Origin of the sequence: Aeromonas sp. 600774, assembly GCF_049175075.1 — a bacterium.
Lineage (GTDB): Bacteria > Pseudomonadota > Gammaproteobacteria > Enterobacterales > Aeromonadaceae > Aeromonas > Aeromonas veronii_A.
The window spans coordinates 127,773-149,173 of record NZ_JAAKUJ010000003.1 but is presented as its reverse complement, the minus strand read 5'-3'; the positions used below and the strand labels follow the sequence as shown (position 1 = coordinate 149,173).

22 protein-coding genes are annotated in these 21,401 nt (G+C 60.1%); 9 read left to right on the top strand and 13 right to left on the bottom strand.

The window, feature by feature from the left end; all coding sequences use genetic code 11:
* Positions 1 to 35: 35 nt before the first annotated feature.
* From corC to miaB, 4 genes are all read right to left on the bottom strand, one after another.
* Entirely contained in the window at positions 36 to 920 is an 885-nt protein-coding gene (gene corC / locus G5171_RS04940) for a CNNM family magnesium/cobalt transport protein CorC (RefSeq protein ID WP_421212316.1), read from the bottom strand.
* Between the two features lie 95 nt (positions 921 to 1,015).
* Entirely contained in the window at positions 1,016 to 1,480 is a 465-nt protein-coding gene (gene ybeY, locus G5171_RS04935; RefSeq protein ID WP_288729301.1) for an rRNA maturation RNase YbeY, read from the bottom strand.
* Positions 1,477 to 2,520, bottom strand: coding sequence for a PhoH family protein (locus tag G5171_RS04930; protein WP_158112964.1), 1,044 nt, complete (start codon positions 2,518 to 2,520; stop codon positions 1,477 to 1,479). The genes ybeY and G5171_RS04930 overlap by 4 nt, the downstream gene beginning before the upstream one ends.
* Before the next feature lie 54 nt (positions 2,521 to 2,574).
* Entirely contained in the window at positions 2,575 to 4,008 is a 1,434-nt protein-coding gene (gene miaB, locus G5171_RS04925; protein ID WP_421250674.1) for a tRNA (N6-isopentenyl adenosine(37)-C2)-methylthiotransferase MiaB, read from the bottom strand.
* Between the two features lie 265 nt (positions 4,009 to 4,273).
* On the opposite strand from miaB, the gene G5171_RS04920 reads away from it, so the two are divergent.
* The 4 genes from G5171_RS04920 to G5171_RS04905 all read left to right on the top strand — a co-directional run bounded on the left by G5171_RS04920 (position 4,274) and on the right by G5171_RS04905 (position 8,028).
* Positions 4,274 to 5,437, top strand: a complete 1,164-nt coding sequence (locus tag G5171_RS04920; RefSeq protein ID WP_421259909.1) for an FAD-dependent oxidoreductase — start codon at positions 4,274 to 4,276, stop codon at positions 5,435 to 5,437.
* A gap of 49 nt (positions 5,438 to 5,486) precedes the next feature.
* A complete protein-coding gene (locus tag G5171_RS04915) occupies positions 5,487 to 6,053 on the top strand; it encodes a cysteine hydrolase family protein (protein ID WP_407956936.1) in 567 nt (188 codons plus the stop codon).
* Between the two features lie 132 nt (positions 6,054 to 6,185).
* Positions 6,186 to 6,890, top strand: coding sequence for a cold shock domain-containing protein (locus G5171_RS04910; RefSeq protein WP_421250715.1), 705 nt, complete (start codon positions 6,186 to 6,188; stop codon positions 6,888 to 6,890).
* A gap of 199 nt (positions 6,891 to 7,089) precedes the next feature.
* Positions 7,090 to 8,028 (top strand): diguanylate cyclase, encoded by a 939-nt coding sequence (locus G5171_RS04905; protein WP_421250672.1) that lies wholly within the window; start codon positions 7,090 to 7,092, stop codon positions 8,026 to 8,028.
* 21 nt (positions 8,029 to 8,049) lie between these two features.
* Here G5171_RS04905 and G5171_RS04900 read toward each other — a convergent pair whose 3' ends face one another.
* The gene (locus G5171_RS04900; RefSeq protein ID WP_421259908.1) at positions 8,050 to 8,997 is read right to left on the bottom strand and encodes a LysR substrate-binding domain-containing protein; all 948 of its coding nucleotides are present in this window, start codon (positions 8,995 to 8,997) and stop codon (positions 8,050 to 8,052) included.
* Positions 8,998 to 9,112: 115 nt separating this feature from the next.
* Here G5171_RS04900 and G5171_RS04895 point away from each other — a divergent pair, with 115 nt between their 5' ends.
* Together G5171_RS04895 and G5171_RS04890 are read left to right on the top strand one after the other, a co-directional pair.
* Positions 9,113 to 9,358 (top strand): hypothetical protein, encoded by a 246-nt coding sequence (locus G5171_RS04895; protein WP_005362339.1) that lies wholly within the window; start codon positions 9,113 to 9,115, stop codon positions 9,356 to 9,358.
* Positions 9,355 to 10,044 carry an HAD-IA family hydrolase gene (locus tag G5171_RS04890; RefSeq protein WP_421259907.1) on the top strand — a complete coding sequence of 230 codons (690 nt, stop codon included), beginning with the start codon at positions 9,355 to 9,357 and terminating at the stop codon, positions 10,042 to 10,044. The genes G5171_RS04895 and G5171_RS04890 overlap by 4 nt, the downstream gene beginning before the upstream one ends.
* A gap of 112 nt (positions 10,045 to 10,156) precedes the next feature.
* Here G5171_RS04890 and G5171_RS04885 read toward each other — a convergent pair whose 3' ends face one another.
* A complete protein-coding gene (locus tag G5171_RS04885; protein WP_201911282.1) occupies positions 10,157 to 10,759 on the bottom strand; it encodes a nitroreductase family protein in 603 nt (200 codons plus the stop codon).
* 273 nt (positions 10,760 to 11,032) lie between these two features.
* Between G5171_RS04885 and G5171_RS04880 the strand changes: the two genes are divergently transcribed.
* Together G5171_RS04880 and G5171_RS04875 are read left to right on the top strand one after the other, a co-directional pair.
* Entirely contained in the window at positions 11,033 to 12,568 is a 1,536-nt protein-coding gene (locus G5171_RS04880; protein ID WP_216978190.1) for a sensor domain-containing diguanylate cyclase, read from the top strand.
* 247 nt (positions 12,569 to 12,815) lie between these two features.
* Entirely contained in the window at positions 12,816 to 13,289 is a 474-nt protein-coding gene (locus G5171_RS04875; protein WP_421259906.1) for a YMGG-like glycine zipper-containing protein, read from the top strand.
* A 66-nt stretch (positions 13,290 to 13,355) separates the two neighbouring features.
* Here the strand turns inward: G5171_RS04875 and G5171_RS04870 are convergent, their stop codons facing one another.
* The 5 genes from G5171_RS04870 to G5171_RS04850 form a co-directional block, all read right to left on the bottom strand.
* Positions 13,356 to 14,312 carry a D-2-hydroxyacid dehydrogenase gene (locus G5171_RS04870; RefSeq protein WP_421212304.1) on the bottom strand — a complete coding sequence of 319 codons (957 nt, stop codon included), beginning with the start codon at positions 14,310 to 14,312 and terminating at the stop codon, positions 13,356 to 13,358.
* 144 nt (positions 14,313 to 14,456) lie between these two features.
* Positions 14,457 to 15,221: a DUF3530 family protein gene (locus G5171_RS04865; RefSeq protein ID WP_421259905.1), complete on the bottom strand. Its 765-nt coding sequence runs from the start codon at positions 15,219 to 15,221 to the stop codon at positions 14,457 to 14,459.
* Between the two features lie 134 nt (positions 15,222 to 15,355).
* Positions 15,356 to 15,922, bottom strand: coding sequence for an elongation factor P (efp, locus tag G5171_RS04860; RefSeq protein ID WP_005362323.1), 567 nt, complete (start codon positions 15,920 to 15,922; stop codon positions 15,356 to 15,358).
* 45 nt (positions 15,923 to 15,967) lie between these two features.
* Positions 15,968 to 17,164 (bottom strand): elongation factor P maturation arginine rhamnosyltransferase EarP, encoded by a 1,197-nt coding sequence (gene earP, locus G5171_RS04855; RefSeq protein ID WP_216961267.1) that lies wholly within the window; start codon positions 17,162 to 17,164, stop codon positions 15,968 to 15,970.
* Positions 17,165 to 17,258: 94 nt separating this feature from the next.
* Complete coding sequence (locus tag G5171_RS04850; RefSeq protein ID WP_005348017.1) at positions 17,259 to 18,302, bottom strand: GMP reductase; 1,044 nt, start codon at positions 18,300 to 18,302, stop codon at positions 17,259 to 17,261.
* A 334-nt stretch (positions 18,303 to 18,636) separates the two neighbouring features.
* Between G5171_RS04850 and G5171_RS04845 the strand changes: the two genes are divergently transcribed.
* Positions 18,637 to 19,131 (top strand): ATP-dependent zinc protease, encoded by a 495-nt coding sequence (locus tag G5171_RS04845; RefSeq protein WP_421212302.1) that lies wholly within the window; start codon positions 18,637 to 18,639, stop codon positions 19,129 to 19,131.
* A gap of 37 nt (positions 19,132 to 19,168) precedes the next feature.
* Here the strand turns inward: G5171_RS04845 and G5171_RS04840 are convergent, their stop codons facing one another.
* Both G5171_RS04840 and G5171_RS04835 read right to left on the bottom strand, forming a co-directional pair.
* A complete protein-coding gene (locus tag G5171_RS04840) occupies positions 19,169 to 20,605 on the bottom strand; it encodes an ATP-binding protein (RefSeq protein WP_421212301.1) in 1,437 nt (478 codons plus the stop codon).
* The gene (locus G5171_RS04835) at positions 20,602 to 21,288 is read right to left on the bottom strand and encodes a response regulator (protein WP_005348007.1); all 687 of its coding nucleotides are present in this window, start codon (positions 21,286 to 21,288) and stop codon (positions 20,602 to 20,604) included. Before G5171_RS04835 ends, G5171_RS04840 begins: the two co-directional genes overlap by 4 nt.
* Positions 21,289 to 21,401: the final 113 nt, after the last annotated feature.

The following is a 21,401-nucleotide window of genomic DNA, read 5'->3' as shown; positions in this document are numbered from 1 at the left end:
CGCAGGCGGGGCGTTGTCAAAAGATCGCTGGCAGTTTACTGGGGTTCAGATTGTGCCACGACATGGTTCTCCGGGATCTTCACCTGCAACTGCTGCAGACGACGCCGGTCGGCATGCATCACCTTGAACAGGTAGCCATCCAGCTCAATCTCCTCGCCCTTTTTGGGCAGATGACTGAAGGCGTGCATCACCAGACCACCCACAGTATCCACCTCTTCATCGCTGAACTGGGTGCCGAAGAAGTCGTTGAAATCCTCGATCTCGGTAAGGGCACTGACCGAGAAGACCCGTTTGCTGATGCGGCGGATCTCGTCCGGCTCATCCTCGATGTCATCGAATTCGTCATCTATCTCGCCGACGATAAGCTCGAGAATGTCTTCAATGGTCACCAGACCGGAGACGCCACCAAATTCGTCGACCACGATGGCCATGTGGTAGCGCTCTTCACGGAACTCCTTGAGCAGACGGTCAACCCGTTTGCTCTCGGGCACGATCACCGTGGGGCGCAAGATTTTCTCGAGCTGCAGCGGCTCGCTGGCGTGATGGCCGCCAAACCCGAAGGGAAGCAGATCCTTGGCGAGCAGAATGCCCTCCACATGATCCTTGTCTTCGTTGATCACCGGGAAGCGGGAGTGACCGGACTCGATGATCACCGGCAGAATCGCATCCACCGGTTGGGACTTCTCGATGGTCACCATCTGGGAGCGGGGGATCATGATGTCTCGCACGCGAAGATCGGCGATCTCCAGCACCCCCTCGATCATGTCCTTGGTGTCCTGATCGATGAGGTCGCGCTCCTCGGCATCGGCTATCACGTCTACCAAATCGTTGCGGTCTTTTGGCTCGCCCTGGAAGAGTTGGCTGAGTTTGTCGAGCCAGGTTTTCTTCGGCGAGCCGGTACTAGGGTGATCGTCGGTCATTTTCTCTCTTGGTTACTCGCTTAAACACACTTGAAATTGTTCGGGTTATATAAGGATGGCCATCTGCTGTTTCAAGTCGATGACCATCCGGCGTTTTACTCTTCGTCGTTCAGATAGGGATCGGCAAAACCTAGCTCCTGCATGATGTCGCGCTCAAGCGCTTCCATCTCTTCGGCTTCCTCATCCTCGATATGGTCATAACCTAGCAGATGCAGACTGCCGTGCACAACCATGTGGGCCCAGTGGGCCATGACGGGCTTGCCCTGCTCTTGGGCCTCACGCTCCACCACCTGACGGCAGATCACCAGATCGCCCAGCAGCGGCAGCTCCAGACCGGGTGGCGCCTCGAACGGGAAGGAGAGCACGTTGGTGGGCTTGTCCTTGCCGCGATAGGTGAGATTGAGCTCGTTGCTCTCCGCCTCATCGACGATACGCACCGTCACTTCTGCCTCCTGCTGGAAGCCGAGAATGGTGCCGTCAAGCCAGCCTTGCAGCTGGGCTTCGGTGGGCAGGCCGTCAGTGCTGGCACTGGCCAGCTGCAGATCCAGGGTTACGCTCATTGCTCACTCTCTTTGCCGGAATAGGGTGCTGCTTTTTCGGCTGCCTGTTTGGCATCGAACGCCTCATAGGCCTGCACGATGCGGGCCACCACCGGGTGGCGAACCACGTCTTTGGACTCGAAGAAGTTGAACGACAGACCATCGACCCCTGGCAGCACTTCCAGCGCGTGGCGCAGGCCGGATTTGGCGTTGCGCGGCAGGTCTACCTGGGTGATGTCGCCGGTGACCACGGCCTTGGAGTTGAAGCCGATGCGGGTGAGGAACATCTTCATCTGCTCGGTGGTGGTGTTCTGGGCCTCATCGAGAATGATAAAGGCGTCATTGAGGGTTCTTCCGCGCATATAGGCAAGCGGCGCCACCTCGATGATGTTGCGCTCCATCAGCTTCTCCACCCGCTCAAAACCCAGCATCTCGAACAGGGCGTCGTAGAGCGGGCGCAGGTAAGGATCCACCTTCTGGGAGAGATCGCCGGGCAGGAAGCCGAGCTTCTCCCCCGCTTCCACCGCCGGACGGGTCAGCAAAATGCGGCGAATTTCCTGACGCTCCAGCGCATCCACCGCCGCTGCGACCGCCAGATAGGTCTTGCCGGTACCGGCCGGGCCTATGCCGAAGCAGATGTCGTGGCGCACGATATTGGCAATGTACTGGGCCTGATTTGGGCTGCGTGGTTTGATGAGACCGCGCTTGGTCTTGACCGTCACCTCCTTGCCATATGGGATGCTCGGCGCCGGTTCGTCATCCTGCTCCAGCACCCGCGACTCCTGAATGGCCAGATGGACCATGTCGGGGGTGATGTCGGTCACCTTGCCACCCTTGAGGGGCTGGGTTTCCACATAGAGGTGCTTGAGGATGACGGCGGCGGCATCCAGCTGGGCCGGTTTGCCCACCAGCTGGAAGTGGCTGTCACGGTAGCTGATCTCGACGCCGAGGCGGCGCTCCAGCTGCTTGATATTGTCATCGAAGGGGCCGCACAGGCTGGCAAGGCGCTGGTTGTCGGCGGGCTCCAGATGCAGATTCAGGGTCGAGATGTGTCGGCTCAAAATATCCTCGTCTCAAGGCGCTCCCCATCCGCTGGGCGAATGGGGAGGAGGGGATTAATGGGGAGTGAAGGCGGCAACGCCCAGCTCGTCCGGTACGTTATCCGGGCGACGGGCCAGGATTTCGCTCGGGGCGGTGGCGATCCGCAGGTTCATCTCGTTCTCGCCGCGGATGAACTTGCCGCGCAGGGAGTTGGGACGCACCTCGGTGATCTCCACGTCGGCAAAGCCGCCGATCAAGGTGTGCTGGCCTTCGAAGTTGACCACCCGGTTGTTCTCGGTGCGGCCACACAGCTGCATCGGGTCGAGCTTGGAGGGCCCTTCCACCAGGATGCGCTGGGTGGTGCCCAGCATGGCGCGGCCAATCTGCATCGCTTGGTTGTTGATGACGTGCTGCAGGCGGGCCAGACGGGCTTTCTTCACTTCCATGTCGACATCGTCGGGCATGTCGGCGGCCGGGGTGCCCGGGCGCGGGCTGAAGATGAAGCTGAAGCTCATGTCGAAACCCACATCCTCGATCAGCTTCATGGTCGCTTCAAAGTCTTCGTCCGTCTCGTTCGGGAAGCCAACGATGAAGTCGGAGCTGATGGTGATGTCGGGACGGGCGGCACGCAGGCGACGGATCTTGGATTTGTACTCCAGGATGGTGTGCGGGCGTTTCATCATGGTCAGAATACGGTCGGAGCCGCTCTGCACCGGTAGGTGCAGGAAGCTGACCACTTCCGGGGTGTCTTTGTAGACTTCGATGATGTCGTCGGTGAACTCGATCGGGTGGCTGGTGGTGTAGCGAATGCGATCGATACCGTCGATGGCGGCTACCAGACGCAGCAGCTCGGCGAAGGTGCAAATGCCGCCATCAAAGGTCGGACCGCGGTAGGCGTTGACGTTCTGGCCGAGCAGGTTCACTTCGCGCACGCCCTGCTGGGCGAGCTGGGCGATTTCGTAGAGCACGTCGTCCAGCGGACGGCTCACTTCTTCACCGCGGGTGTAGGGCACCACGCAGTAAGTACAGTATTTGGAGCAGCCTTCCATGATGGAGACGAACGCGGTGGCCCCTTCGGCGCGCGGTTCGGGCAGGCTGTCGAATTTTTCGATCTCGGGGAAGGCGATATCAACCTGGGCACCACGGCCCTCTTGCACTTCCTTGATCATGGCGGGCAGGCGATGCAGGGTCTGCGGGCCGAACACGATATCCACATAGGGAGCGCGTTGGCGAATCGCATCGCCCTCCTGAGAGGCAACGCAGCCACCCACGCCGATCACCAGACCGGGCTTGTTGGCCTTGAGCTTTTTCCAGCGTCCCAGCTGGTGGAACACCTTCTCCTGCGCTTTTTCGCGGATGGAGCAGGTATTGAGCAGCAAGACATCTGCCTCTTCGGGCTCTTCGGTAAGGGTGTAGCCATTGCTGGCATCCAACAGGTCGGCCATTTTGGACGAGTCATACTCGTTCATCTGGCAACCCCAGGTTTTAATGTGAAGTTTCTTGCTCATTGCTTCTCTTGACTTGTTTTGAAATCGGCATGGTCAAAGGACCGCGCATTTTACTCCGCAATCTGGATACTGCCTAGCTAATATCCAGCTGGCAATGGTGCTCACCCGATACCTGTTGCCAGTAAGCTCAATAAGCTTTCTCCTTGATTTGACGCAGCAATTCCCCGTTTGTCTCACTGTTTATCAGTCGCCCTTGCGCTATCATGCTGCCATCCGGTTCACGTCCGGGCGCTGTCGCCGGACGCACCCTTTCAGGAATAAATGTATGGAACAGTGTGATATCGCCATCGTCGGCGCCGGCATGGTGGGGGCGGCTACCGCCTGTCTGCTGGCGGCCCAGGGCCTCTCGGTGCGGGTCATCGAAACCCAGCTGCCGGAGCAATACGCGCCGGAGCAGCCGCTGGATCTGCGGGTCTCCGCCATCAGTCAGGCCTCGGTGGCGCTGCTGGAGCAGGCTGGCGCCTGGCACCATCTGCAGCAGATGCGGCTCTGCCCCTATCGCCGGCTGGAGACCTGGGAGCTGGATGGCTTTGCTACCCGCTTCAATGCCGCCGATCTCGGCCTGCCCCAGCTCGGTTACATCATCGAGAACCGGCTGGTGCAGCTCGCCCTGCTCAAGCGGATGGAGGATTTCCCCAACATCCAGACCCACACCCCTGCGGCGGTGACCAGCCTGCGCCAGAGTGCGGATGAAGCTGTGCTGACTCTGGATGACGGCACCGAGCTGGCCGCCCGCTGGGTGCTGGCCTGCGACGGTGCCGAATCCCACACCCGCAAGCTGGCTGGCATCGGGGTATCGCGCTTCGAGTACCGCCAGCACTGCATGCTGATCAATATCGACACCGACTTTGCGCAGGAAGATATCACCTGGCAGCAGTTCACCCCGAGCGGCCCGCGCGCCTTCCTGCCGCTACCCGGCCAGCACGGCTCCCTGGTGTGGTATGACAGTCCGGCCCGGATCCGGGCGCTGGCGGCCATGAGCAACGAGGCGCTCGCCGCCGAAGTGCGCCGCCACTTCCCAAGCCGGCTCGGCGGCTTCACCGTCACCGGCAAGGGGAGCTTCCCGCTGGTGCGTCGCCACGCCAACGACTACCACGCCGGTCGGGTGGTGCTGCTTGGCGATGCCGCCCACACCATCAACCCGCTGGCGGGGCAGGGGGTCAACCTCGGCTTCAAGGATGTGGCCTGCTGGGCTGATCTGCTGCAAGGAGCTGGCGCCGACTGGCATCAGCTGGCGTTGGCCGAGCGTTACGAGCGACGCCGTCGTCCCGACAACCTGCTGATGCAGTCGGGGATGGATCTCTTCTACGGGGTGTTCAGCAACGAGATTGGCCCGCTCAAGCTGGCCCGCAATCTTGCTCTCAATCTGGCGGATAAAGCTGGCCCGCTCAAGGAGATGGCGCTGCGCTATGCACTGGGGCTGGTTTGACAGGTAGAAACCAGATAGCACGGGCTGAATGCGCGAAGGAGCAAAGGTGATGAACAAGGCACTGCTGGTGATCGATTTTATCAACGATATTGCCCATCCCGACGGGCGCATCGCCGCCTCCGCAGCCCATGTGCTGGAGCAGGATGCCATCGCGCATGCCAATCAGGCGCTGGCCCATGCCCGCGCCCACGGCTGGCTGGTGGTGCTACTCAAGGTGGGCTTTGACGGCGGCTATCAGCTGCAACCCAAGGGGTCTCCCATGTTTGGTCGCGCTCACCAGTTGGGGGCGCTCTCTTTGGTTGACAGCGGCACCGACTTTCATCCTGATCTGGATGTGCAGCCCGGCGATCTGGTGCTGACCAAGCCCAGAGTGAGCCCCTTCTATGGCACGGCGCTGGAGCCTGCGCTGCGGGCCAACCACATCGACCACCTCTATCTGTGCGGGGTGAGCACCAGCTGGGCCATTCAGGCGGCAGCGCGGGATGGTCACGATCGCGACTACGCCATCACCATTCTGGAGGATGCCTGCGCCGCCGCAGATGCCACCGAGCATCACACCTCGCTGCGGATGCTGGGTCGCATCGCCGAGATCATCAAGGTGTCCCGGTTGGCTTGATCCTTAACGCAGGCTGCGCCCGAGCACCGTGTTGAGATTGACTCTGCGGCCCCCTGTCGGGCCGCAGCGCTTTTGGGCAACATGATTGTCTGGCAAGATAGTGCTCACATGGATAACAACAAGGATGGACAGATGCGTTATCAGGGACGGATCGCGAGCTGGAACGAGGCGCGCGGCTTTGGATTTATTACGCCGGAGCAAAATGGCGCCGAGCAGGCAATCAATGGAGCACGCAGTGCAGGGCTGTTTGTGCACGTTACGGCGCTGCAATCAGATGGCCGCGTGCCCGAGCCGGGGGAGCGTGTCACCTATCTGATCGGCAGTGGCCAGGATGGCAAACCAAGGGCGTTACAGGTCTTTTTCCCCGATCGTCCGCTCACGTTGGCGGATGCCGGGCCAGCAGCCGCGTCATTTTCTGCATCATCAGCAGCAAGGTCAGCAACACCATCGGCAACTCCATCATGGCGGGCGGCAAGTCAGCCGCCACGATCCACTGCGACCAGAGAGCGACGTAAGCCCTATCGGCGCAGCAAGAGCAGTTGGCGCGGCAAACTTATTCCCCTGCTGGTGCTCGCTGGCCTTTTTTCTATCTACTCACGCTTCTCGGCCGAGTCGATTGCGCCCTTGCCGGTCTCCTCTTTCAATCAGGAGGAGGTCAGCACCACGGTCAGCAGGCCACAGGCAACGACCTTTATTCGCCAGTGTGATGGTCGGCAGCATTGTTCCCAGATGACTTCCTGCGAGGAGGCAATCTGGTTTTTGCAACATTGCCCGAACACCAAAATGGACGGAGAGGGCGATGGCATCCCCTGCGAAAATCAGTGGTGTGGTCATTAAATGTGACTTATCAGATACATATGCTCATGATGTGCTCTTGTTATCCGGAACAGGGAAACTGGCCTGAAACCTTGCCGGATAGTGTTCGATGGTGAAATTTGGTCTCAGTTGGCCAAGTGGAAATTGGGTGCTTTACTCTATCTGCTGACTTAATAGTTAATAGATGGCGATACGCCACTTTTGCCACAGGATGGCCATCATGGTGGATGATATACAGAGGCCGCGAAGTCACTTCGCCGAGCGAGCTCATTATCTGGCTGCGCTGCTGGATTCGCTGGAAGACCAGATATCGGTGATAGACCGGGATGGCGTGATTCATTACACCAATCTCGCTTGGGATCTGTTTGCCGAGCAAAACGGCATGCCCCAAGGGTATGACTGGCTCGGGGTTAACTACATCGGGGTGTGTGACAGCTCTGACGAGCCGCTGGCGCGCAGCGCAGTGGAAGGGATCCGCCTGGTGCTGCGTCGTGTTCAGGAGAAGTTCTATCTGGAGTACCCTTGCCACAGCCCCGATACCCAGCGCTGGTTTATGATGAGGGTGGCGCCAGTGATCGGCGTCGATGACGAATTTTATGCCATTGCTCATATCAATATCACTGAGCGCAAACGGCTTGAACTGGAAGTCGCCAACCTCTCCCAGCATGATCCCCTGACCGGACTGGCCAACCGGCGGTTGTTCAACAGCTTCCTGCACAACGAGTGGCGCCGCAGCGTGCGCGAACATACCCCGCTCTCCCTCATCATGCTGGATCTGGATAACTTCAAGGCGTGCAATGACCATCTTGGTCATCAGATGGGGGATGGCTCCCTCCAGCTGGTGGGCCATCTTCTGCAATCCTTCTGCCAGCGCCCGGCGGATTTGCCCTGTCGCTTTGGCGGGGACGAGTTTGCCCTGATCCTCGGCAATACTGACAGGGAGGCTGCGCTGACACTGGGGGAGATGATCCGCGAGGCCATCAATGAGCTCGGCATAGTGGTGAAGGAGGAGATCCGCCTTAGCGCCAGCATTGGCATTGCCACACGCAACAGCGATCTGCCGCTCGCCAGTGAAGGGGATCTGCTGGCCGCTGCCGATGCCGCGCTCTATATCGCCAAGGGGGCGGGCAAAAACCGCAGCCATAGCGTCAGCTGCTAGCAATTCACCGGCATCATGTTGTCAGGCCCCCGTTGCGGGGGCTTTTGTTTTTACAGGGGTTAGCGTTCCGGGCGTGGCCGAGATAGGCGTGGGGTGAGTGGCGACCACCAGCTTGACGAAGTTGTCGCGAATGGGGTCGGCAAACAGGGGATTCCATACCAGGCTGACCTCCCACTCGGAATTGGGGCCAGAGAGAGGATAGAGGGTCACATCAGGGCCGGCGATAAAGCTGACGCTACGCGGCAGGATGGCGTTGCCGATCCCGGCGGCGACCAGTGCTACCAGCGTCTGGATATCTTCGGCCTCCTGGATCATCCCGGTCAGTCGGTTGGCGCCGAGAAAGCTGGCGATCTGCTGGCTGAGGCCGGGGCAGCGATGGCCCACCATCTGCAGCAGCGGCTGGCTGGTCAAAGCCTGCTGGAGATCAAACGCAGCCGGATCTGGCTGGGTCATCCGGGTTGGCACCGCCAGCACCAGCCGATCGATCAGCAACCTGTGTTCGCGCAACTGCGGCAGCTCGGGGCGGCGCATAAAGCCAAGCTGGAGTTGACCGGAGAGCAGCTGCTCCTGCTGGATGGCGGAGGGCATATCCTGCAGATGCACCATCACATCGGGCACCTGCTGCTTGAAGCGGGCGACCAGCGAGGGGGCCAGTGCAAAGCTCGATAGACCAAAGCCAATCTTGAGCCGACCGGCGACTCCGCTCGCCACCGCCAGCGCATGGCTCTCGAACTCCCGCCCGTGTTCGACCAGCGCACTCGCTTGGGTCAACAGCTGGGCGCCGACGGCGGTCAGTTCTGCGCCGTGGCGACCGCGATTGAATAGGGTGCTGCCGAGGGTCTGCTCCAATCCCTGGATCTGCTTGGTGAGGGCGGGCTGGGTAACAAAGAGGCGATTGGCCGCTTCCCGGTAGTTGGCGGTCTCGGCCAGCATCACGAACGCCTGCAGTTGTTTGAGGTCGAATTTCATTCCGTTTGATTATCGAAAGTGGCCATTTGCTCATTATAAATTATCTAAACGCCCTGTTCTAATGGCGCTGAAGGGGGAGCCGAGTCCCCTCCGACCTGGAACAAGGAGTCATATCATGTCTACCCAACGCTATCTCTTTTTGATCAAGGGCACCCTGGTGCTGGCCCAACCGCTGGCCGCGCCAGAAACGGGGGAGCTGCTCGCCAGCCTGCTGCAACAGGGGTTTGTGGTCGGCCCGCTGCAGGTGTGGGCTGGCAGCGCCGAACAGGCGCTCGCCTGTTATGAGCGTGCCGCCCAGCAGCAGGCTTTTGCCGATGCGCTGCAGGGGGCTGAGCCTGAGCTGGCGGGAGTATCGGCATGATTACCGGCATGAATCGTGAACCGGGCGTTTGTATAGGCGGCACAAAAACCGTGGAGGTCGCCGCCCTTCTGCTCGATATGGATGGCAGCCTGGTCTGCTCGGCCGACGATGTGGAGCAGGTATGGCGGATCTGGTGTCGTGAACATCAGCTCGATCCCGAGCCGGTGCTGGCGATGTGCCACGGCATGCGCTCGCGGGAGGTGATCCGGGCGCTGGCCCTGCAACTGGATGTGGAGCGGGAGGCGGCGCGGCTCGACGAGCTGGAGATGCTGCATACCGGGGGCGATGCCATCGCTGGGGCTGGTGAGTTGCTGCGCCTCTTGCCGCCAGAGCGCTGGGCCATCGTGACCTCCGCCAGTGAGCGGGTCGCCCGTCACCGGCTGCGTTGTGCCGCTTTGCCGCTGCCCAACCTGCTGGTGGGGGCCGAAGCTGTGGTCAATGGCAAACCCGATCCCGAGCCCTATCAGCTGGGGGCTGAACGACTTGGTGTCTCGCCCGCTCGTTGTCTGGTGTTCGAGGATGCCCCGGCCGGTATCGAAAGCGCCCTGAACGCAGGCTGCGCCGTGGTACAGGTGGGGGGCGATGCGCCGCTCAATCCGGCAGTGGTGGCGGTGATCCGCGACTGGCGCGAGGTGAAGGTGGAGTTGGGGGAAGACGACTCCCTGCTGGTGACACTGCCCGCCTGAGCGATGGAGATAAGGGGTTGTTGCCGCATATGCGGTATGAACCATCGCCATCCGCACTCTATGTCGCAATAAAAACGCCCCCGAGATGCGGGGGCGTTTTGCTATCTGACCGTTATTTGAAGACGCGGAAACGGGTGGCGTCGTCGATAAAGGTCTTCTCTCCGGCCGCTTGCTTGATGCTGCCAAAGGGCATCTGGGCGCGCAGCAGCCAGCTGGCGGGCAGGTTCCACTCCTTGCGTACCGCCTCGTCGATAAGCGGGTTGTAGTGCTGCAGGGAGGCGCCGACCTTCTCCTGCGCCAACGTCGTCCAGACCGCAAACTGGGCGATGCCGGTGGCATGTTCCGACCAGATGGGGAAGTTGTCGGCATAGAGGGCGAACTTTTGCTGCAGATCCTTGATGACGTCTGTGTCCTCAAAGAACAGCACGGTGCCAAAGCCTGCGCGGAAGCTGCCATCCACCTTGGCCTCACTCTGGGCGTAGGCTTCCGGCGGCACAATCTTTTTCAGCTCGGCTTTGACGATATCCCACAGCTTGTGGTGCTGGGCGCCAAACAGGATGACGGCGCGGGAGCTCTGGGAATTGAAGGAGGAGGGGCTGTGTCTGATGGCATCCTGGATCAGGGCCGTCAGCTGCTCCGGCGTGTGGGACACCTGGTCGCCCAGGGCATAGATGGTACGACGTGCTTTGATCTGTTCGATAAACGGACTGCTCATAACATCTCCTTGTTCTGCTTGGCGTTGCAGCCGGTGATGGACGGCGTGTCCAGCGCCGGCCGCGTCAGGTATAGACTATAACACCCGCAATGCAGAGCGGGGTTAACCCGGGGTAACTAGCGTTTTTCCTGTCAGTTGATATTCGTTTGCGAACCTTGATGTTTTGTTAGTATTGGAAATGTCATTAAAGGGGCGTTGAAGTGATATTAATCAATGATTCACTCTCCTTTCTCTCGCACAATCCCGCTATGTTTTCCCCTGTTCGGATGTCATGTGAGCCGCTCGTATCTCAACAAGCGTTACTATGTGCTGGCCCCCCTCTCCGCACTGCTTGGCTTGTTGATCCTGATCGTGACGATCATCATGGCCATTGCCAGCTATCTGCGGGATATCGACATGACGGTATCCGGCTTTGGTCACATGGCTTCCTCCGTTGAGGCGTCCTTGATCCACGAGATGGTGAAGGTTAATGAGCGGCAACTGGCAGTGCTGGAGGGCTCCCTCGACAAGGAGAAGATAGCCCGCGGCGAGCCGGCCGACTCCCCCATCTGGGCTATTGCCCATCAGATCAAGCCCGGCAACCACTACATTTACTTTTACAACCTGAAAGCGGATCGCATCGACAGTTACCCGGAGTGGCTCGCGCCCCCAGGTTATAAGGCAGCGCTGCGCCCCTGGTATCAGGTGACCGCCATGCCGGGCGACGAGCCCGTCTGGTTTGGCCCCTACCCTGAATACAATACTCAGGAGCTGATTCTCAGCCTGATCAAACGGGTGAGGGACGAGCAGGGGCAGTTGCTGGGTCTGCTGATGGTTGACATGTCATTCGACTCGCTGCAGCAGGCGCTGCAGCGCACGGTCGGTAGTAATCAGGCGGCACTCTATCTGACCTTGCGTGACACTGATCAGCTGGTAGTGGGCAGCAATATGGATCTGCTGGCGGCCAACACCATCAAGCAGCATCAGAATCAGCAGTGGCTCGGCCTGGATGTGCTGTGGCATGGGACTTATATCAAGCGCGAGCTGGCGGATATTGGTTGGGATCTCAACATCTATCTGCCGCCAGTACTGTTTCGTGACAGCCTCTACGATGCGTTGCAGATGGTGGTTTTTCCACTGCTCTCTCTGTTTGCCATCTGGTGTTGCAGCCTGAGTCTGCTGGTGCGGATCTTCCGCCAGGAGCAGGAGCTGGTGTCGGGCTCATTGACCGGCATCGTGCGCGATCTGGAGCGTTCAGCGCCTGTCAGTGAGCCCAAGACCTGGTTCGTGCGGCGTAGCCTGAACGAGATCGATCAGGTCAGGGCCAGTTTTCTCAAGGGGCAGGATGCGCTGTTGCGGGATCCCCTGACCGGTATCATGAACCGACGAGCCTTCGAGCAGCACAAGGCGGCACTGGAGCAGAGGGGGGCGTGCTTCTGGCTGCTGCTGTTTGATGTCGATCACTTCAAGGGGATCAACGACAGCCAGGGCCATGCCTTCGGCGATCAGGTGCTGTGTCGGGTGGCCAACTGTCTTGCTGATGTGCTGGGGGTGAGTACGGTTTACCGGATAGGCGGGGATGAATTTGCCGCTCTGCTGCAACAGCCACAGGATGAGTTGGCGGAGAAACTCGGTTGTCTGCTTGAACTGGTGCGTCAGCAACAGTGGCGTGAACACCATGGGCCGATCACCCTGAGTGCCGGCGGCGCCTGCCATTCTCCTGCCGCCGGCCCTATCTTCGAGCGGGCTGATGCTGCCCTCTACCGCAGCAAGGAGGCTGGCCGGAACTGCTGGCATCTGGCTGAAGGGGTGGCAGGGGCCCTTGACTGACAGCTTTTGTCCCAGCGCGCTGACTATTCGACAGGACGCGGCTGCCAGGTTATCGGTCACTTTGTCGTGACTGTCTGGTTCAATGTTAATTTTCACGTTTTAATTCAATAGGTTGATTCTACTCTTCCTGCGTTGGCTGTGACTGTACTGCCATTGACTGTCGCATCCCTGTTTTCTGCTGGCTGGCGAACCTGATAGCTCTTTGTATAGTGCTGCTGATTATTAATCAGGTTTGACAGGAGTACCCATGGAGATGAATTCGCGCGCGCTTCGCGCACTGGCCCTGTTGGGCGCCTTGCTCGCTGGCAGCACGGCCGTGCACGCCTCCGAGACCCTCAATACCATTCTCGGTGGCGGCGCAGGCGGGGTAGCGGGTACCATGATCGGCAAGGAGCTGGGGGGCGATACCGGTGCGCTGGTTGGTGCGGCCATTGGCGGCGCAGCTGGTGGTGCGGCGACGGCCAACAAGGGCAACAAGAATGAAGCTGCCCTTGGCGGCGCGGTGGGGGCGCTGGGTGGTGCCGCTATCGGCAAGAGTGTCGGTGGTGATACCGGCCAGCTGATCGGCGCCGGTGTTGGCGGGGCGAGCGGCTCGGCCATCGGTGCCAAGACCGGCGATGGCCACCAGAGTCAGGATCGCTATTACGATGATGACCACCATCACAAACACCACAAAAAGCACAAGAAGCATAAAAAGCACAGATGGCATGACGACGATTGATCGCCATCTGTCGTGAATGGTGGGAATGAAACAACGGGGCCAGTGGGCCCCGTTTTGCATGTTTGCTCAGACCAGCCGGTGCTGGCGGCGACCGGCGGCAAAGGCGTTGATGTTGTCGATCAGCTGGTCGGCCAGCCGCTGCATCGACTCCTCGCTGGCCCACGCCACATGTGGGGTGAGGATGAAGTGGGGGTATTGCAGCGCCTTCATCAGGGGATGGTCGGGGGGCGGCGGTTCGACGCTTGCCACATCGAAACCGGCACCGCCGAGGCGGCCGTTGGCCAGCGCCCGCAGCAGCGCCTCCTCATCCACCAGACCGCCACGGCCGACGTTGATCAGCAGGGCGCCCGGTTTCATCAAGCCCAGCTCCCGCTCGCCAATCAGGTTGCGGGTGTAAGGGGTGAGCGGGCAGTGCAGGCTGATCACATCCGAGCTTTGCAGCAGCTCGTCGAGCGGCAGGCGATCTTCGTCGTGGCTGCCACCGATCTGGCTCTGTGCATAACGCACCGTCATCCCCATTCCCTTGGCCCGCTCGCCGAGCGCCTGACCGAGGGTTCCCTTGCCGATGATGCCAAGCTGCTTGCCGTGCAGATCCATGATGTTGTGGTCGAAGAAGCAGAACTGACCGCTCTGTTGCCAGCGCCCCTCCAGCAACGACTGGCGCCAGCAGAAGAGGTTGCGCGACAGGGCCAGCATCAGCGCCATGGCGTGTTCCGGCACCGAGGGGCCCGAGTAGTTGCGGATATTGCACACCCCGACGTTGGCGGCGCGGCACGCCTCCAGATCCACGTTGTCGCTGCCGGTGGCGGCGAGCGCTATGAGTTTGAGCTCCGGTAGCTGGGCCAGCTCGGCGGCGCCGATCCGTACTTTGTTGATGATGGCAATACTGGCATCTTTCAGCCGCTCGACTACCTGTTCCGGGGCCGTGCTGGGATAACTCTGCCAGTGGTGGGGGAAGTCGGGATGACGCAGGGTGATGCCCGCATCCAGGGTATCGCTGTCGAGAAATACGATTTGCTGCATGGTCCTTCCTGCCATTTTTCCGGTGTCGAGGGATCATGATGCCAAACAGGATACAGTCATTGCCAGCTCGCCGCTGTGTCATGGCTGGGCTTTATCCGGCAGATGTGAGCTTGCGCGCTTTATTGCGCCACGCTAGCGGCCGGTTTAGAGCCAGCCCAGATGGTTGAGCCAGCCCTGAATGCGGGTGGGGGTCTCCTCCAGCTCCATCAGGGCGTAGGGGCGATAGTTGAGCTTGTTGCTGCGCCGGCTCTCGCTTTTGCGGGCCTCGGCGGCCAGCAGTGGCCAGCGGCCGCCATCCTCCTGATAGAGGTCCAGGGTGGGGATGGCCGCCTGAGCCACCTGTTTGGCCAGGGTCTGGTTGCTCTGCTGATTGGGGAAGAAGCCATCGAGCAGCACCAGCGCGTCGGGGGCGGGCAACTGTTCGCTGGCGATGAGGTTGGCAGTCCAGGCGGCGCCGGTACCTTGCGCCAGGATCAGCTTGAAGCCCCCCTCCTGCAGCTTGGCATCGGCCAGCTTGCTGATCCGCTCGGCAAACTGCTTGCGAAACTCATCGCTGTTTTTCGCTTTTTTCTCGGCGGCTGGGTCCAGTTCGGTCTGCTGGGGGGAGGGCAGCAGCAGCAGGGTATCAAAGCCCAGTCGGCTGAGGGCGCGAGTCAGTTGCCAGAGTTGGCCGCTGCGCTGCCAGTCGGGCAGTAAAATGGCGAGCCCCAGATAGTTTTCACTGTCGTGTTTGGCGAACAGCACCGTCTGCTTGTCGATCTGGGTAGCATCGGGCAACCCTTTCCAGTCGCTGGCTTGCCAGTGGTCGAGGGGCATAGGTTTGGCAACGGGGGGGGCGACCTCGCTCGCCTCTGCCCCATGGCCAGCCAGCAAGGTCAATAACAGCAGTGATAAGGATAATCTGGCCATAGTGTGCTCCCCCGGTTATCTGGGTTAGCGGCGGCGGCGGGATTTTCTGAAGGCGGGCGGTGTGATGGCAACTCGGAGGCAATAAAAAAGCGAGCCGGTGGCTCGCTTTTTTGTAATCAATTCAAAGCGGTCAATTAGTTGACGCGACGCTTGAATTCGCCGGTGCGGGTATCGATTTCGATCTTGTCACCGATCTCTACGAAAGCGGCAACAGCCAGCTCGTAGGTAGTGCCTTTCAGACGGGCAGGCTTGGTCACTTTACCGGAGGTGTCGCCACGGGCAGCCGGCTCGGTGTACTCAACTTCACGCACGATGGTGGTCGGCAGTTCTACGGAGATGGCTTTCTCGTTGTAGAAAGTCACTTCGCAGATGTCTTCCATGCCGTCTACCAGGTAGTTCAGCACGTCACCCAGGTTGTCTTTCTCTACGTCGTACTGGTTGTACTCGGTGTCCATAAAGACATACAGGGGGTCGGAGAAGTAGGAGTAGGTGCACTCTTTACGTTCCAGCTGAACAACGTCCAGCTTGTCGTCGGCCTTGAAGACGGTCTCGGTAGCGCTGCCGTTCAGCAGGCCCTTCAGCTTCATTTTGACCACGGCGGAGTTACGGCCGGATTTGTTGAATTCAGCCTTTTGAACCACCATCGGCTCGGTGCCGATCATGACTACGTTACCAGCGCGGATTTCCTGTGCGGTTTTCATGTAAAAAATTCCTGTTCGTGAAACGGACGGATAAAAACTGCCAGATTATATACGGCTTTCTAAAAATTTCACCAACCGTGTGACGAGATCCCCATCCCGGAGCAACTTCTGTGACCAGCTTCGCCCATGTTGCTGCCAAATGGCGCTATATCGTGGCCATTGGGTCCAAAGTTCGCGGCAATCTTCACCACGGTTGAGAGCCAGATTAAAGCGGCGCAGCCATTGGCCGCACTCGGCGGGTAGATCGGATAAGTAGTGGTCAAGGAACTGCTCCAGCTTGACCAGATGGGCCTCCTCCTCCTGTTGGTAGATGTGCCAGAGGAAAGGACGTGCTGCCCACTGGGCCCGCACGAAGGAGTCCTCCCCGCGCACCAGATTGAGATCGCAGCTCCACAGCAGTCGATCGTAACCGGCCTGATCGGTCATCGGCAGCAGCTTGATGGTGAGGTTGCCCGAGTGGAGCAGATCCCCCGCCCTGGCGGTGGTGATGGTATCTTCAAGGCTCGCGCCGCGCAGCACATCTTGCAGCGAGCGCCCCAGCGGCAGCAGCAGGGTGACGGGCGTGGTGCTCTGGCACCAGCTCTCGACCAGGCTTTGCAGTGCATCGCTCTCGTAGGTAAAGAGGCTGACCCGCAGCTCGTTCTCTTGTCTGGGCGGCAAACCGAGGCTGGCCCAGTAGGCGGTAAGTCCCGCATCATCTTGCTGCCACCGCTCCTGTTCGGCGATGAGGTCGTGCTCGCACAAAAGGCCGCCGGTTTTAGCGGTAAAGCCTGGGAAGAAGAAGTATTTGTTGAGGCTTTTATTGCCAACCCGCTGGGGCGAGGCGAGGCCGTGGCAATCCTCTACCCAGCTCTCCGCCGAGAGGTACTCCAGATTGATCCAGCATGGGGGGCTGGGTTGGCTCGCCATCAGCTCTATGAAGAGGTTGGGCAGCTCGCAGGCAAAAGCCTCGATCACCACTCTGGCCGGGGTCATGTCGGTCGGCAGGGTCTCATGCCAGTGCTGGATATAGATGCCATCGACCCACTGGCCATCCTGCGCTGGGTCGAGCTTGGGGCAGATGCGGGCGAAACTTTCCAGATCGTCCACCCAAAGCCGCACCTGAACCTCATTGCCATGTGCCGCAATATTCCCCTCCCGCTTTAACTGGCGGGCAAGTCGCCAGGTGACGCCGATGTCACCGAAGTTGTCGACGACGCAACAGAAGATATCCCAGTCAAACGGGGGCAGGGGAGTGGTCATGGCTCGGGGTTCCAAATGCAAAAAACCGGTGCGCAGGGTAGCACACCGGTTGACTGGCTTCTAACCGTCAGCGCGTGACGGTCGCTGCGGCAGGTTACTCCTTGCCGTAGACGTTGTTCTCTTGCTCACGTACCCGGATAAAGGTGGTGCGTTTGGTGAGCTCTTTCAGCTGGCTGGCGCCCACGTAGGTACAGGTGGAGCGCACGCCGCCCAGAATGTCGCGCACGGCGTTCTCGACCGGGCCGCGGTAGGGCAGCAGCACGGTTTTACCCTCGGAGGCGCGGTATTCGGCGACACCACCGGCGTGCTTGTCCATGGCGCTGGAGGAGCTCATGCCGTAGAACTTCATGAAAGGCTCACCGTCTACATCGACGATCTCGCCACCGCACTCCTCGTGGGCTGCCAGCATGCCGCCCAGCATCACGAAGTCGGCGCCGCCGCCGAAGGCTTTGGCGACGTCGCCCGGGCAGGTGCAGCCGCCGTCACCGACGATCTGGCCGCCGAGGCCGTGGGCCGCATCGGCACACTCGATGATGGCAGAGAGCTGCGGGTAGCCGACGCCGGTCTTGACGCGAGTGGTACAGACTGAGCCCGGGCCAATACCGACCTTGACTATGTCGGCGCCGGAGAGGATCAGCTCTTCGACCATCTCGCCGGTCACCACGTTGCCCGCCAGAATGACGTGGTTGGGGCAGGCTTCACGAATTTTGCGCACGAACTCGACGAAGTGTTCGGAGTAGCCGTTGGCCACATCGACACAGATGAAGCGCAGCGCTTCGGACATGGCGAGGATTTGGCGGGTCTTGGCGAAATCTTCAGCCGAGGTGCCGGTGGAGACCATCACATGGCCCAGCAGCGCCGGGTCGGTCTCGTTGACGAAAGCTTGCCACTGCTCAAGGCTGTAGTGCTTGTGTACCGCGGTCATCATCTCGAAACCGGCCAGCGTGCGCGCCATGGCGAAGCTGCCGACGGTATCCATGTTGGCGGCGATAACGGGTACGCCTTGCCATTGGGTCTGAGTGTGTTTGAAGGTGAACTGACGGGTCAGGCTTACTTGGGAACGGCTCTTGAGAGTAGAGCGCTTGGGGCGGAACAGGACATCCTTGAAACCGAGCTTCAAGTCTTCTTCGATACGCATTACAAATTCCTTATTGAGCCTTGTTGAAAGTCACTTTTGCAGTGGCAAATTTTCGGCAGGCGCAAAAAAACCGGTGGTTTTCAGGCCCTCCGGTTTACAACAGTGTAGGCAAAAATCCCTTCAGAACAAGACTGATAATTTGTAAATCCTTGTGGTAGCCTTTGGCGTCACAACCTGAGGTTAACCACCAGTTTCATCCAGCACCGTTCGGCCACTCTTTGTCGTCTCTCTCCTGACCCGCCAGATATTATCCAACTAACTGAAATAAATCGGATTGACCCACAATGGGACTGTGGTAGATCTGGGCGCAGGATTGACAAGGCAGGGCAGTAAAATGGGCAAGATGATGGTGGGGATCACCCTGATGCTGGCACTGTGTGGCAGTGCGCTGGCTGAGACCCCGACCACCTATGGCTGGATCGAGAAGGGGCTTATTTTGCCTACCGGCGTGGCGGTAAAGATGAAGCTCGACACCGGGGCGCTCACCTCTTCCCTCGATGCACGCTCCATCACCAGATTCAAACGGGATGGCAAGCCCTGGGTGCGCTTCATGCTGGTGGTGACCGATGCCGACAGCGGCAAACTGGTCAAGCAGCAGTTCGAGAGGCGGGTCGAGCGCAGCGTGACGGTACGTGGGGCGGGCGGCATGGAGCAGCGGCCAACGGTGACCATGTCCATCTGTCTGGGGGACAAGGTGTATGAGGAGTGGTTTACCCTGCGGGATCGCAGCAAGATGATCTATCCGGTGCTGCTGGGCCGCCGCTTGCTGGCGGAGCTGGGCCCGGTGGATGCCAGTCGAACCTTTACCGTGCAGCCAGATTGTCATTGAAAAAAACAGCCCGCATCGCGGGCTGTTTGCTTATCGCTTATCTTGCCGGAGGTTGCGGGAGCAGCACACTCACCTCCAGTCCTCCTTCCGGTCGGTTGTGGACATCGAGGTCGGCGCCGTGCAACTGGGCGATACGTGAAACGATGGCCATGCCGAGACCCACGCCATCCCCCTGCTGGGGATTGACTCGAAAGAAGCGTTCACACAGCCGGCTCAAGGCGTTGGTGGGGATGCCGGGGCCGTTGTCACTCACATCCACCCTCACCCGGTTACCCTCTCGCTGAACTCGCACCCTGATCTCGCCCTCCGGCTGGGTATAGCGCAGCGCATTGTCGATCAGGTTGCTGAACAGCAGCTCGAGCAGGGTGGCCTGCCCCATCACCAGCTGCGGCACTTCACACTCCAGCGACAGCTGCTGATCCTTCTTGAGAGCGATGGGTGCCAGGGTCGCGAGGGTGCCTTGCAGCAGGTGTCCCACCTCCAGTTCGGTCAGTACCAGTCCCTGCTGGTTGTCGATACGGGCCTGGGTCAGCAGTTGGCGGATCAGCCGATCGCTGCGGTCGAGTGCCTGCAGCATTTTGTGCAAGGATTGCTGGCGGCTCTCTTCATCTTCGGCAGCCAGGGCATTTTCACTGTGGATCCGCAGCACCGCCAGCGGGGTGCGTAGCTCGTGTGCCGCCTCGTTGGTGAACTGCTTCTCCCGCTCTATGGTCTCTGCCAGCGCCTGCATCAGGCGGTTGATCTCGTTGGTGAGGGGGGTCAACTCCTGAGCGCTTATCTTGAGGCTGAGTGGGCTCAGGTTGGCGGGGTGGCGTTCGCTAATGGCCTGTGCCAGTTGGCGCAGTGGTGCCAGCCCGCGGGTGATGAGCCACCAGAGCAGGGCCAGCAGGAACGGCAGGGTGATCAGCAGCGGCAGCATGGTAAGGGTGGCCATCTTGCTGGCCAGTTCGCTGCGCTCGTCGTCCCGCTCGGCCACCACCAGCCAGGTCTGCTTCTGCTCGTTGTAGAGGGTGAAGGTGCGCCACTGATGTCCATCCTTCTCTACCGTGTTGAACCCGAGAGCCAGCTCAACCAGTGGCTGGGCCGGAGCGCTGGGGGCACGCAGCAGCAGGCCGCCCTTTCCATCGAGGAGCTGGAAGTAGAGGTTACGTTCGAACTCGTGGCCGTAGGGAGTGAGTTCCCGATCTTCGCCGGTCAGGTTGAGGCCGGGATCTTTTTGCCACTCGTCGGGATTTTGCGCCTCCCACTCCTGATAGACGGTGCCGTTGGCGGGCAGTTGCCCCTGCTGTGCCAGGTAGCGGACCAGCAGCTGGTTGGTGATACGGGCTGACTGGGCGAGGCGGGCATCAAACAGCTCCTCCATCTCGTGGCTCGCCTCCATGTAGCCGATAAAGGCACTGATGGTGAGACTCAGGCTCACCAGCGTCAGGATGCCGGTGAGCAGAAAGCGGCGAATGGAGCGGGGACGTTTCATCGTGCTGATGTCCGGCTTGGTTGTTCGAGCTGGGGAATGATGTAGCCGACTCCACGAATATTGCGGATGAGGTCGCTGTAGAACTTCTTGCGCAGATGGTGGATATGCACCTCCACCGCGTTGCTCTCGGCACCTTCATCCCAGCCATAGAGGCTCTGTTGCAGCTGATCTCGACTAAGTACCCGGCCGCTCTGGCTGATCAGCTCCTGCAGCAGCTTGTATTCGTGGGGGGTGAGTTTGACCGCCTCCCCCTGATAGGTGACCTGCTGGGATTCGGGATAGATGAGAATATCGCCATACTCCAGTACTGCCTGGGCCTGCCCCTTGCTTCGGCGTACCAGGGCGCGCAGACGGGCGTTGAGTTCCTGCAGGGCGAAGGGTTTGACCATGTAGTCGTCGGAGCCGGCATCAAGGCCGATCACCCTATCATCCAGCGCATCGCGGGCGGTGAGGATCAGCACCGGCAGCTGGTGGCCTTCCCGGCGCAGTTTGCGCAGCAGGCTGAGGCCGTCGATGTCGGGCAGGTTGAGATCGAGGATCAGGGCGGCGAACTCGTCACTTTTGAGGGCAGCCAGAGCGGGCAAGCCCTGTTGCAGCCAATCCACCGTGTAGCCGCTATGGCGCAGGGCATCCTGCATACCGTCACCCAGCATCACATCATCTTCTACCAGCAGGATCCGCATTCTTTTCTCCCTTTTTTGTCGGCTGTGGCGATGTGGTTCAGTCGCCAAGGTTGACCGTGGCATAAAGAACGCTGCCCACCAGTATGCAAGCTGGTGGGCAGAGTTTAAATAGA

What these genes read in the sequence shown, in the direction of transcription:
- corC (WP_421212316.1), bottom strand. Translation starts at nt 920, where the DNA reads ATGACCGACGATCACCCTAGTACCGGCTCGCCGAAGAAAACCTGGCTC.
- ybeY (WP_288729301.1), bottom strand. Translation starts at nt 1,480, where the DNA reads ATGAGCGTAACCCTGGATCTGCAGCTGGCCAGTGCCAGCACTGACGGC.
- miaB (WP_421250674.1), bottom strand. Translation starts at nt 4,008, where the DNA reads ATGAGCAAGAAACTTCACATTAAAACCTGGGGTTGCCAGATGAACGAG.
- G5171_RS04920 (WP_421259909.1), top strand. Translation starts at nt 4,274, where the DNA reads ATGGAACAGTGTGATATCGCCATCGTCGGCGCCGGCATGGTGGGGGCG.
- G5171_RS04915 (WP_407956936.1), top strand. Translation starts at nt 5,487, where the DNA reads ATGAACAAGGCACTGCTGGTGATCGATTTTATCAACGATATTGCCCAT.
- G5171_RS04910 (WP_421250715.1), top strand. Translation starts at nt 6,186, where the DNA reads ATGCGTTATCAGGGACGGATCGCGAGCTGGAACGAGGCGCGCGGCTTT.
- G5171_RS04905 (WP_421250672.1), top strand. Translation starts at nt 7,090, where the DNA reads ATGGTGGATGATATACAGAGGCCGCGAAGTCACTTCGCCGAGCGAGCT.
- G5171_RS04900 (WP_421259908.1), bottom strand. Translation starts at nt 8,997, where the DNA reads ATGAAATTCGACCTCAAACAACTGCAGGCGTTCGTGATGCTGGCCGAG.
- G5171_RS04895 (WP_005362339.1), top strand. Translation starts at nt 9,113, where the DNA reads ATGTCTACCCAACGCTATCTCTTTTTGATCAAGGGCACCCTGGTGCTG.
- G5171_RS04890 (WP_421259907.1), top strand. Translation starts at nt 9,355, where the DNA reads ATGATTACCGGCATGAATCGTGAACCGGGCGTTTGTATAGGCGGCACA.
- G5171_RS04885 (WP_201911282.1), bottom strand. Translation starts at nt 10,759, where the DNA reads ATGAGCAGTCCGTTTATCGAACAGATCAAAGCACGTCGTACCATCTAT.
- G5171_RS04875 (WP_421259906.1), top strand. Translation starts at nt 12,816, where the DNA reads ATGGAGATGAATTCGCGCGCGCTTCGCGCACTGGCCCTGTTGGGCGCC.
- G5171_RS04870 (WP_421212304.1), bottom strand. Translation starts at nt 14,312, where the DNA reads ATGCAGCAAATCGTATTTCTCGACAGCGATACCCTGGATGCGGGCATC.
- G5171_RS04865 (WP_421259905.1), bottom strand. Translation starts at nt 15,221, where the DNA reads ATGGCCAGATTATCCTTATCACTGCTGTTATTGACCTTGCTGGCTGGC.
- efp (WP_005362323.1), bottom strand. Translation starts at nt 15,922, where the DNA reads ATGAAAACCGCACAGGAAATCCGCGCTGGTAACGTAGTCATGATCGGC.
- earP (WP_216961267.1), bottom strand. Translation starts at nt 17,164, where the DNA reads ATGACCACTCCCCTGCCCCCGTTTGACTGGGATATCTTCTGTTGCGTC.
- G5171_RS04850 (WP_005348017.1), bottom strand. Translation starts at nt 18,302, where the DNA reads ATGCGTATCGAAGAAGACTTGAAGCTCGGTTTCAAGGATGTCCTGTTC.
- G5171_RS04845 (WP_421212302.1), top strand. Translation starts at nt 18,637, where the DNA reads ATGGGCAAGATGATGGTGGGGATCACCCTGATGCTGGCACTGTGTGGC.
- G5171_RS04840 (WP_421212301.1), bottom strand. Translation starts at nt 20,605, where the DNA reads ATGAAACGTCCCCGCTCCATTCGCCGCTTTCTGCTCACCGGCATCCTG.
- G5171_RS04835 (WP_005348007.1), bottom strand. Translation starts at nt 21,288, where the DNA reads ATGCGGATCCTGCTGGTAGAAGATGATGTGATGCTGGGTGACGGTATG.